Source organism: Vibrio sp. 10N.261.54.A5 (assembly GCF_041471145.1).
GTDB lineage: Bacteria > Pseudomonadota > Gammaproteobacteria > Enterobacterales > Vibrionaceae > Vibrio > Vibrio crassostreae_C.
The window spans coordinates 56,825-67,400 of record NZ_JBFRNU010000036.1; the positions used below are offsets into that span (position 1 = coordinate 56,825).

Consider the following 10,576-nt stretch of genomic DNA (forward strand, 5'->3'; position numbering starts at 1 on the left):
ATGTTTCAAATAGGTTGTAAATTGAAATAGTTTTAAAAGTGGCATGATCTTAAAAGAGACCTGCTATTAAAGAGACATAGTCTGGTTACCGGTAATTGTTGGATGTTGACGTTTTAAATCCCCCATCTCAAAAGAGGCAGATTTCACTTTGTCGTAAACATCTTGATAAAGCGTATTCACATCTTTGTTTCCCTCGATCATTGACTTCATGAGGTAGTAGCTAAACAGGCGATGACCTTTTTCTTGGTACATATTGGAATACTCTTTATCGCGTCCCGCGGTGATCACGACCATACGTTCAGGATCAATGCTGACTTTTTTCGGTGCCAGTCTAGAAGCGGCAACCCCTTTGATGACTGATACACCATCAGTAGCTCCGCTGAAACAACTGTCTACCATAACGACTATCTTGCCTGCTTTGCTGCTAGACAGAGTTTTGTAGAGGTTATCGAGTTTGAAGAACTCATCGTCAGTTATGTAATCAGGGATCTTATCTTGTGGAAGAATGTAAGGATCATTATCGGGAATCGCAGGGATACCATGTCCACTGTAGTAGAAGTAAACCGTATCGCCTTCATCGACGTTGTCTAACATTAAACGTAACTTATCTTTAATCGCACCACTGGTTGCGTCACGGTCAATGAGTTCGTAGACGTGCCTTTCAGGAACCCCCAGAACTTTTGTCGCAACGTCAGACATAACTTCACCACTACTGCGCGCAAAGGCTACTTGATCTGAATTTGCGTAATCTTCGATAGATAGGTTGAAGAACCAGTTGGATGAGTTACTTTCCACAGGCACAAAGCCATTAAGTAGTTGCTTCAATTCATCAGAGGCAGTGTTGTCCGTTGCCGAGAGGCGTGAATCGACTTCAAACGCATCGATTAAGTTAGGGTTTTGCATCTCTAGCCCTGGAGTCTCGGCACTGCTTGGGCCACTGTTAATAACCACACTCAGAGCTTCGGGCTGATAATTACTTTTAGCCACATCCCCTGAGAACATTACGTCATTGTAGTTGCCTTTTATATTTACGAGCTCTAGTTGATTCTCGTCATAAGAGTAGGTGAGTGCGAGGTCAAGGTTATCGATATTGCTGAAGACATCACGCGCCTGCTCAAGAGGTACATTTAGAATAATGTCTCGCTGATAGTTTTGATTTGACGCTTTAAACAACAGGTGCATTTGCTGGTTTTCAGCATCATAACTCTTTGTTGTGACGACCGGCTTACCCATTACATCTCTAAAAGCCTTAGCAACGAGTCGAGTTTTTTGCACGCCCAAGTTGCCCTTTCGAGAGTCTGCCCCTTCTTGTAGGACTCGAATTTTGGCATTTCGAGCTTCTACTTGTTGACGGTATTTAAGTTGTATAGCGGCTATTTGTTGTTGTCGTTCTATTCGCAATTTTTCGACGCGTTGATCAAATTGAGTTTTGGTTTCAAATTGATCTTTGACGATTTCTGGCGCTTTGGGCAGATCAGGCTCTCGAACTGGTGGTGGAATGTCTGAGCTGCTCAATGTGGTGTGTTGTACTTCGTATAAAGAGGCGACAGCACCAACCAATGACATTGGGTCGTCAGATTGTATACATCCGATAGAACTCGTCATGTAATGTTGTTCGGTAGAGGACTCTTGTCCTGCAAATAGGTCAACATTATTGCTTGCTTTTTTTTGTCCGCCGCGAGTGATGACCTTGCCATTCAGCGAAATAGGAGCATCAACTTGCAGCTCACCGCCAAGCTGCCAAATATCAGGATTAGATGAACATACAGTTCCCTGTTTAGAGTGCGAAAATTCAAATTGATTGTCAGCGTTAGCAAAACTAAGAGTTGGTGCTAACGCAAATAGCATACCTGTGACAATTCTATTCCGTGTCATTAGATAAGTTTTCCATATGGCCGTAGTGTCAGATGAGCTCAAGACCATATAGTCTAGTTGAATATCACTCAATGGCGCATTAATCGTAATGGGATATAAGTCAATGTTTGTTTTGTTAAGTGTGAGTAAGTTTTAGTTAATTTGGAATGGGTGTTTATTAAATTTCTTCTGTTTGAGAGGCTTAGGAGTTAGGTGTTCTTACGTTTAGAACTCAATTGATTCGCTTTATTTATAGTTAGTGGTGTTCTCATGTTAAAAGTTGCTAGTCTTATCTTAATCGCTCTCGGTGTTTTTATTGGAATACAATATGGAGATGAGATAGTTAGTCCATTGGGTGGTGGTACTGAAACTGTTCTTAATACAATAGAAAACTTGAAAGGTTAAGGTGAGGTATGTCTATTTTCTCATTTAACGATTTTCTTGAGCGTCTCAGGGACTGCGAACGAATCATCATTCAAGCTCATGACTTTCCTGATCATGATGCGGTTGGCTCCGCTTTTGCTCTCGCTTATTTACTTAGAAAGAAGGGCTTTAAACCACTCATTACTTATCAAGGCTTTATTGATCGTGTTTCTTTACATAATTTGATTGGTTGGCTTGATATTCCCATAGTTAAGTCACATCGATTAGATTTAAAGCCCAATGACAAAATCATTGTGGTAGATGGCTGTATTGGTGAAAAAAATGTTACCGACTTACCGGGTATAGAAGTTGGGGTGATCGATCATCATCAGGTTGTAGCACCCAGTTTCGTTTGGTTTTCAGATATTCGACCTAACTATGGCGCAACAGCTTCCATTATGGTGGAGTACTTTAATCATTATGATATTCCAATTCCCGACCGCGTAGCGACGGCTCTACTTGTTGGATTGACGTTCGATACGGCAAATTTTACCCGCGCAATGAACAAAGCTGATATCAAAGCCCTACTTCAACTTCAAAACTGTGCTGATATGAATATGGTCAATCGTATTTGTCGAAATCAAATCGAATATCAAGAGTTGAAGTTATTTGATTTCATGTTTGAATCTATTAGGAAAGACGGAAATTGTGCATTTGGGAGCTTACCAGAAGGGTGTCCCAAAAATATGCTAGGAGTGCTTGGTGACTTTCTACTTACAGTTGATGAACTAGATATTGTGGTGTTGAGTGCCCGTAGTCATGAGAGAACATTTGTTTCATTGCGTTCTGAATGCCCCCAGAATGACATGGCTAAGGTGATAAAGAGATCGCTGAATGATACGGGTGTTGGTTTTGGTGGAGGACACTCGCATATGGCTGGTGGTGTTGTTAATCAAGTGTTTGACCATTCCAATGAACGGGTCTTTATTTATGATCTGATCCGCCCTCAATTGAATATATTGTGAACCAAAGTTTTTGCCTCTATCTGATTTGTACCTGGGATCGTCCGCCGAGTTTCTGACATCAGGCTAGACTCAAACCGTTAGTTTGACGTCACTCACAGATCTACTCTTCATTTTTGAAAATCAATTGCTTTTTTTCTGCTTAACCTCTGAAAACCGTTCTACACTAGGGTTATAACTGTTTGATTTGTATACGAGGTATCAATGAGTCGGAAACCTATAGTGTTAGTCGTGGATGACACCCCAAGTAACTTGGATGTGTTAACGGCAATACTCAAAGATACCTATCAAGTGAAAGTAGCGATTAACGGCACAATTGGTATCAAGATCGCGAAGATGGTGCCGCAGCCAGACCTTATCCTCCTTGATATCATGATGCCTGACATCGATGGTTACGAGGTGTGCCGCCAACTTAAAGCTCAGCCAAATACTGCGCATATCCCCATTATATTCGTTACCGCGAAGATTGGCCCTGAAGCCGAAGTAAAAGGGCTCTCCTTGGGGGCTGTCGATTACCTAACCAAGCCGATAACCCCTGCAATTGCACTCCAGCGTGTGAAAACGCATATCGCACTTTATGACCAACAACGCGCGTTGTTTAGTCAGGTAAAAGAGAAAACTCAAGAGATCAATCTCGGTAAGCTAGAAACACTGAACATACTGGGTAGAGCTGCTGAATTTAAAGACAATGAAACAGGCATGCACGTTAAGCGTATGAGTCACTACTGTGAAGTGCTAGCTAAAGCCTTGGGAATGACTGACGAAGATGCCGAGACGTTGCGTGATGCAGCACCAATGCATGATATTGGCAAGATCGGTATTCCTGATAGCGTATTACTCAAGCCGGGTAAATTGGACGCCGACGAGTGGACAATTATGCAAAAGCATGTCGAATATGGTGTTGATATACTTGGTAGGCAGAGTGATTCCAAACTGATGCGTATGGCTATTCAGGTGGCGCAATATCATCACGAAAAATGGGATGGCAGTGGTTATCCAAACCAGATAGCTGGTGAAGGTATCCCATTGGTTGGAAGAATTGCGGCTGTTGCTGATGTGTTTGATGCCCTGACCGCAGAGCGCCCTTATAAAAAAGCTTGGAGTATTGATGAGGCGCTGAACTTGTTTGAAGAACAGAAAGGCAAACATTTTGATCCAACTATCGTTGATGTGTTTTTTCTGAAGTTACCTGAGATTCTAGCAATTAAAGAGAAATTTAGAGATGAGTGATGGCTTGATGTTGTCGCTAAATCGTTTGGTTGTTTTTCTGGTCATTACACTTGTGGTGTGGTCGCTGCTAATGCGATCTACGAATGCTGCTGAGGTAACAGATACTGAGTTAAATCAGTGGTTGGGAAACCAACCTACGGTAACTTTTGTTGTCTTGGCCAACCATTATCCTTACTCATTCATCGATGATGATGGGCAGGTTTCTGGGATCATCAAAGATTGGACATTAGATCTTGAACAGCGTTTTGGTGTTCATGTTCGGTTTGTCACAGTTAACTCGCGTGTCGAGGCTAAAGCCGCGTTAGTCGACGGGCGAGGCGATGTATTTCCATTCCAACAGTTCGACCCAAGTGAAGGTGGCCGTTTTCTTGCGAGTGCTCCCTATATTCCTTATCAGGTCGCAGTGATTGTTCCCATCGACAACAAACTCGATGGAAACCTAGATCAAAATAATAAACGCCGTATTGCGATGGTTAACGAAAATATCGATTTGGAGCGAGCCGGTGTCAAATTGAGTTCTATTGAGCGAGTGAATTTTGATAACGTTATTGATGCAGTACGTGCGTTAGGGGCCGGGGATGTCGAAGGCATGGTCGGTGAACCTATCACCACTATGGATCTTGCGAAAAAGATTGGCGTTCATGATTTAGCGGTAAACTATGTTCTGGAGCATTGGAAAAGGTTTGAAGCATCAATGGTGATTCGAACCGATGAACCAGAACTGCTGACGCTAATCAACAAACAGATTGAAACCTTCGACGTTGATAACAAGAACCAGATTTTATCGAAGTGGCTAGACAGTTCCCCCTATCGAGTGCCGCTAAAAGGCGTGTTTGGCTTTGGTAACCCTCCGTATATTTACCCAGACAGCACCGCAGTCGGGCTACAGTACGACATTCTTCAGCGTGCACTGAATGACATGGGATATAAACTAGGTGACGTTGTCACACTTCCACCTAGCGCCGCTAAAAAAGCCATCGATAACAATAATTCTATAGCCTTTTTTTCTGGTGTTCAGTTTGATGATCCTAATGCGCACTTTTTAAGTGATAACGTTTTTAATGTTGAGTTTGTTCCTGTTTCACTAACTCGCCGCAAACTCCAACTTCAATCCCCAAAAGACCTATCATTAGGGGCGTTATTGTTCGACGAAACATCCACAATTAAAAACTCTGTTGAAGTTCTGAAGAGTAAGTTAGACATTGATCGTATTGAAGATTACGAAGATCTTGAATCAGCATTCTCGCAGTTGAGGGCTCAAAATGTTGACCTGCTAATGGTTGAACGAAGAGTGCTAGAGTGGTTTATCACCAACACTCGTTTTATTGAAATGGCAGAGCTAACGCTACATGACGAGTATAAAGTTGAGTATCCGATCTATGTGGACTTTAAGAGTGAAGAAATCAGAGATAGCTTCAATGCCGCAATTAAAAGGCTTAAACAGGAGGATGACGGCTTAAACCAAATTATCGAGATGCAGGTTCAGAGTGATTTAAGCCTAGTCCTTAAAAAAGCGAATATTATCGCGCAAATATCTGCGTATTTTATCGTCAACGACCGCTTTGAAGAGTTGACGGAAGTGTTTGAAATTTTCGACACGGACAGTTCTTTTCAGGTGATCACCGCACAAGCGGATAACAATAGTCGCCCGATCAAATCTTGGTACATAGGCAACCTAGTTGATCAATATGGAGAGAAGAAAAATACCTCTCACTTTTCATCAGTCACCAAGGTGGCGAATTATAGGACCAAGGGAGGGAGTATCAACTCTGGTTCGATGACTTTCTACTTTGATGTTAATTCGTTAGAGCGGAACTATGTTTATTTTCCATCTGTCGAACAATTTAGTTCATTCGGAGATGCGGCGAAACGCTATATTGCGGATGTTTATCAAGCGAGTAACTTGACTGGAGAGATCCTAAATCTAAGCCAAAAAGAGAGGGCGTGGATTAAAGATAATCCGGATGTACGTATAGGTATCGATCCGAATTCGTTACCTTATGAAGCGGTATCCAATACCGGTGAATACATCGGGATGATTGATGATTATCTAACGCTGATTGAACAAAAAACAGGGCTAAGTATTCAGCATGTTGACGTGGCGAATTGGTCTGAGACCCGAAGCTTGGTTGATCATTATGAAGTGGAACTGGTCTCAGCAGCTCAAGAGAATCGTTCGTTAGGAGATAACGTCAAAGCAGCTAAAAGCTTGTTTTCAAGTCGTTTGGCCATTGCATCGAGAAGAGACGTTAGTAGCTTGGTACTTGAAGAAGCTGATGGTTGGAAAATCGGTATATTGAAGAATGCGGCAAATACTAACGCGATTTTATATAAGTACCCGAACGTTGAGTGGGTAGAGGTAGAATCCACGGCCGATGGGCTCAACCGATTGGATGATAAAACCTTAGACGGCATGGTCGACACTGTTGATGTCCTCAATTACCTCATTGATTCATTTGGTCATCGAGAGATTGGAATTGTCGGACGACTTGATTTTTTCCTTTCACCCACCTTACATGTCATCAAATCTGAGCCTTTGCTTTATTCGATTGTGAATAAGGCGATTGAGAGTATTTCTGCTGAAGAACATCAAAAGATATCGGCGAAGTGGGCGGCGCCAAAAGCGATAGAAAGAGTTAATTATCAATTGGTTTACACCATTTCGGTGTTCTCTCTGGTGATCCTTCTTCTTATTATTTTCTGGAATCGTAAATTAACTAAGCAGATCAGTATTGCTAAGGAAGCAACCGAAGCTCTGGAAAAGGCGCAGAACCAACTCTACAACATGCTAAATAGCTCTCCAATTGCAGCCAGCGTGGTATTTGAAGAAGAGGTTCGTTACGCGAACGATACGGCAAAACGTTTGTTTGGCGTGGAAGATCAGGCGTTGTCTTCTATCGACGTTGCCGCTATCCATGACTCGCTGAGCGTTCGTGATGGCGTGCATGAAGAGCTCGACCTTAACGGTAAAGTTGAAAATAGGGAGTTAGTACTCAGAAAGTCTGATGGAACCCGATTTGTTAGTTTGGTCAGTTACTATCTTTTTGAGATTGATGGTGAAGTCGCCACACTATTTTGGGCATTCGATATTTCAGAAATGAAGCGCCTTAACGAACAATTGGAAGAAGAGAAACAGAGAGCCGATTTGGCGAGCCAAGCTAAATCGGAATTCTTAGCCAATATGAGCCATGAGATAAGAACCCCAATGAACGCCATTATTGGCTTGTCTTATCTGGCGATTGGCGAAATATCTAATCCTGTCGCTCGAAATTACATTGAGAAAGTGCACCGTTCTGGCCATTCGTTACTCGGTATCATCAATGACATCCTTGATTTCTCAAAGATAGAAGCTGGACAACTTGTTATTGATAACGTCCCGTTTGATCCCGTAACGACCTTTAAAGATGTGATTGAACTAATGGAGTCGAAAGCAGCTGAGAAACAACTCAATTTGTCGATGGTCATCGACCCAGAGTTAGACACGCCACTGCAAGGCGATCCCTTGAGGTTGTTCCAAGTCATACTCAACCTTGTGGGCAACGCGATTAAGTTTACGGAACAAGGCAGCGTAGCATTAACGGTGGAGCATGTTGACTCGAACGACAGCAGCCTAACCATGAGAGTGAGTGTGATGGATACCGGGATAGGCATTTCGGATGAGAACCGTCACAAGCTGTTTGAAGCCTTTAGCCAAGCGGATACCACAACGACACGTCGGTTTGGCGGTACAGGGCTTGGGCTCAACATTAGCCAGAAATTAGTTCATGCGATGGGCAGTCAAATTACCGTAGAGAGTGTTTACGGGCAAGGCAGTGAGTTCTCCTTTGTACTGACATTGCCACGCTCAAGCTCGGATGCGTTAGCCGACTTCAAAGCTCAAGAGTTGCAACTGGATTATCAGATAGAGTTCAAAGGGCAAAGAGTGCTATTGGTTGAAGACAATGAGCTGAACCAAGATCTCGCCTTAGCATTTTTCAGTCGCTCTAAATTAAATGCCGATCTTGCTGAAAACGGAAAGGAAGCGCTGGAGTTAGCTAAAAACAACGACTACGAAATAATCTTCATGGATCTTCAAATGCCGATTATGGACGGCTTTGAAGCTACCCGTTTGATTCGTGAATTCGATATAGATGTACCGATTATTGCAATGTCAGCCAATGTTTTTGCTGATGCGAAACAACGAGCGAGGGCGTCGGGCATCACGGACTTCTTGGATAAGCCTATTGTTATTGATAAAGCGATGTCTTTGATTACTCGATACATTGTTCCTGAGGTCTTAGTTGAAGGTCGAGCGCCATCAGACACGTCTTCAGATACGATACTGACCAGTGATTCTGATAATAGTTCGGAATTACACTCCGATACTCAAACAGAGCAGCCTGTTTTCTCTCAGTCGAGGTTTGAGCAACTGACTCATCATGATGCGAAACTGCAAGAGAAGATGCTTGGTAGATTCTGCCAAGGGGCGCCTGACATTATGTCGGAAACCTTCGACAACCTAGTGCAAGATGAATGGGCGACGTTAGAGCGTAATCTACATACCTTAAAAAGCATGGCAGCTTCGATTGGTGGATTGCGATTGGCAGAGTTACTCAGTGATTTAGAAAGCAAAGCGCATAACAAGGCGTGTGATGAAGCAGATCTTAAGCAAGGCGAACTTGGGTTAATCGAACTGATTAAAGCAGTTGAGATCAGCTTTGATGTGTCTGGTGTTGGGGGATTCAATACGACAAGTACTGAAGAAGCCGATGCGAGTCTTGCTGATACCTCTGATTCACCGAGCATCACGTCAGAACAGCATGCTCAGTTGCTATCACTGCTGGATGCTTATGATAACGATGCAACTCAATATGTGACTGAGTTACTGGCACAGTATCCACATTCTGTTGTTCTCAAAGATGTTCGAAGTGCGTTAGATAATTATGACTTTGAACGAGCAAAAGAGGGGCTTGGCGCTTCTGAGTAGTTGTCTTTTATAAATATCACTTCAACATTAAAGCCTTTAGCTCTTATAGCGAAATACCGAGCTAGCTAAAGGCTTTAAATCTATCTACACCGAACTAACGACTCACGTTCTGTTTGATTAGCTCAACAACCGTATCGTATCGGTGCGGCAGTTTTCGGTTTCGTTTTTGAACCAGATACAGCGTTTCCTCTACTTCTACCTTTGGCGGCACAACGTGTAGCTTGTCTCTATCTGGGAAGTGTTCAACCGCGCCAGCCGGTAACACGGTAAAACCTAATCCTTTTGATACGGGTAGCAAGATCTGGTGAAGCTGATTGATGTAGCCAGATCTTGGTATCTCATTAACGTTGATGTTCGCTAAGTCTTTATCTCCGCAAAGGTCGAAATACAAAGACAGATAGTGTGCAGAATCTGGGTGGGCAATCAGGCCAATGTCATTCAATACTTGCGGCGTTATCTCTAAATCAGCAAGGCTGTGGTGAACAATAAGACACAGTGCTTCTTTGCCGATGACTTGGCTTTGGTAGTAGCTGTCGTTCGGGGAATGCCTAACAATGCCGATATCGGTAGTGCCTTCGCTTAGGTCATTCAATATCTTTTTGTTTGGAGCGGCTTCTAAGTTAATGCTGAGCTCTTGGTGTTGCTGTTGAAGTTCAAGAAGCTTGGGATACAGACGCAAAGAGAGTGAGCCAGAGCAAGACAAGTGACATTGCCCAGCATAAGGGTTATCAAAACTCAGAGACTCAAAAAGATCTTCTTGGTCTTTCTCTAGTTTGATCGCATAGCGATACATAATCCGACCCTGTTCGGTCAGTTCGAAGCTCTTGTTTTCTCGAGATAGCAGGTCACAATTACAAGCTTGTTCAAGCTTCTTGATGTGTTGGCTGACTCCAGGTTGTGTCATATACAACTTTTCTGCCGTTTGGGTGAAATGGCCAACTTCAACCAGAGTCTTAAACGTATTGAGCCAAAGTGGATTAATCATACTCACCTTCAAATACTAAAGCCTATAAATAACAAAGCCAATAAATAACAGAAAATTATTATTATCTTAAGTAATGATAATTTCAACTCTAGCGTCTTAAGTAACGCTAATCAAAGTCATGTGGTGGTAGCACTTTATATTGGTCTATTGGTCTAT

The 10,576-nt window shown here is 42.7% G+C and carries 6 protein-coding genes; 4 read left to right on the forward strand and 2 right to left on the reverse strand.

All coding sequences use genetic code 11. The features are described 5' to 3' along the window. Positions 1 to 66: 66 nt before the first annotated feature. Positions 67 to 1,875, reverse strand: coding sequence for a caspase domain-containing protein (locus tag AB4329_RS11795; RefSeq protein ID WP_372129014.1), 1,809 nt, complete (start codon positions 1,873 to 1,875; stop codon positions 67 to 69). A 249-nt stretch (positions 1,876 to 2,124) separates the two neighbouring features. On the opposite strand from AB4329_RS11795, the gene AB4329_RS11800 reads away from it, so the two are divergent. From AB4329_RS11800 to AB4329_RS11815, 4 genes are all read left to right on the forward strand, one after another. Then, complete coding sequence (locus tag AB4329_RS11800; RefSeq protein WP_261978795.1) at positions 2,125 to 2,259, forward strand: hypothetical protein; 135 nt, start codon at positions 2,125 to 2,127, stop codon at positions 2,257 to 2,259. An 8-nt stretch (positions 2,260 to 2,267) separates the two neighbouring features. Then, entirely contained in the window at positions 2,268 to 3,242 is a 975-nt protein-coding gene (locus AB4329_RS11805; protein ID WP_102393616.1) for a bifunctional oligoribonuclease/PAP phosphatase NrnA, read from the forward strand. A 201-nt stretch (positions 3,243 to 3,443) separates the two neighbouring features. Further along, a complete protein-coding gene (locus AB4329_RS11810) occupies positions 3,444 to 4,469 on the forward strand; it encodes an HD-GYP domain-containing protein (RefSeq protein WP_372138384.1) in 1,026 nt (341 codons plus the stop codon). Positions 4,470 to 4,539: 70 nt separating this feature from the next. Continuing rightward, on the forward strand, positions 4,540 to 9,435 hold the full coding sequence (locus AB4329_RS11815) for an ATP-binding protein (protein WP_372138386.1): 4,896 nt from the start codon (positions 4,540 to 4,542) through the stop codon (positions 9,433 to 9,435). Positions 9,436 to 9,529: 94 nt separating this feature from the next. On the opposite strand, the gene AB4329_RS11820 is transcribed toward AB4329_RS11815, so the two are convergent. Continuing rightward, complete coding sequence (locus AB4329_RS11820; RefSeq protein ID WP_017061891.1) at positions 9,530 to 10,420, reverse strand: LysR family transcriptional regulator; 891 nt, start codon at positions 10,418 to 10,420, stop codon at positions 9,530 to 9,532. Positions 10,421 to 10,576: the final 156 nt, after the last annotated feature.

Excerpts from the sequence above, each read along its gene's own strand:
- AB4329_RS11815 (WP_372138386.1), top strand. The coding sequence starts at position 4,540 with ATGCGATCTACGAATGCTGCTGAGGTAACAGATACTGAGTTAAATCAG.
- AB4329_RS11810 (WP_372138384.1), top strand. The coding sequence starts at position 3,444 with ATGAGTCGGAAACCTATAGTGTTAGTCGTGGATGACACCCCAAGTAAC.
- AB4329_RS11820 (WP_017061891.1), bottom strand. The coding sequence starts at position 10,420 with ATGATTAATCCACTTTGGCTCAATACGTTTAAGACTCTGGTTGAAGTT.
- AB4329_RS11800 (WP_261978795.1), top strand. The coding sequence starts at position 2,125 with ATGTTAAAAGTTGCTAGTCTTATCTTAATCGCTCTCGGTGTTTTTATT.
- AB4329_RS11805 (WP_102393616.1), top strand. The coding sequence starts at position 2,268 with ATGTCTATTTTCTCATTTAACGATTTTCTTGAGCGTCTCAGGGACTGC.
- AB4329_RS11795 (WP_372129014.1), bottom strand. The coding sequence starts at position 1,875 with ATGACACGGAATAGAATTGTCACAGGTATGCTATTTGCGTTAGCACCA.